Source organism: Aquipuribacter hungaricus, assembly GCF_037860755.1.
GTDB lineage: Bacteria > Actinomycetota > Actinomycetes > Actinomycetales > JBBAYJ01 > Aquipuribacter > Aquipuribacter hungaricus.
Genome location: NZ_JBBEOI010000510.1, coordinates 1 through 665, shown reverse-complemented (window position 1 = coordinate 665; position 665 = coordinate 1). Strand labels below are relative to the sequence as shown.

The window sequence follows — 665 nt, the reverse complement described above, 5'->3', positions numbered from 1 at the left end:
GGGTCGTCGCCCGCGCCGGCCAGGGCGCGCCCCCGACCCGGAGCGCGCCGGGCGCCTGAGCCCCGCCCACGGGCCCGGCGTCCTCCGGAGGTGCGGGGAGCACTGGATGCCGCTGGGGTGCCGCGCCTGCTGGGCCCCGGGGGACAGCCGACCCTCGCGCGGACCGAGGGCGGGGGTGCGGCCTGGAGCGCGCGCGGGTGCCGGGGCCAGGAGCCGAGGCGGGTGCCGGGTCGTCTGGCCCGGCGCGTCGCCCCCTGATCAGAGAGCAGGTGCCGAGCCGCGTAGCCCGGCGCCTCGCCCCTGATCAGAGAGCGGGTCCCAGTCGCGTGGCCCGCCCTTGATCAGAGGGCTAGAAGGGCGGGAAGTCCGGCCCGGGGGGCTCCGGTCCTTGCCTCGGTACCCCGGGGCGGACCCCGTGCCCCAGGTCGCCTATCGCACCGCCCGACGAGGCGTGCCCGGTGCTGACCAGCACGTCGGCATCCGGTGCCGACCGCACGAGCGGGTCTGCCCACGCCTCAGCGTCGCTGGTCGCCCTCGCGGCGGCGTGCTGCAGCGGACGGTCGTGCTCGGGCATGCCGAGCCGTCGGCCGGGGCTGACGTGGTCGATGCCTGCGGGTGTGCGCCAGTGCAGGGTGCCGTCGGGGTCGAGGCGTACCGACCAGCCT

The 665-nt window shown here is 78.2% G+C and carries 1 protein-coding gene; it reads right to left on the bottom strand.

Annotated elements, in window-relative coordinates; genetic code table 11:
• Positions 1 to 349: 349 nt before the first annotated feature.
• The coding region (locus WCS02_RS20910; RefSeq protein WP_340296227.1) for a hypothetical protein at positions 350 to 665 on the bottom strand (316 nt) is incomplete at its 5' end.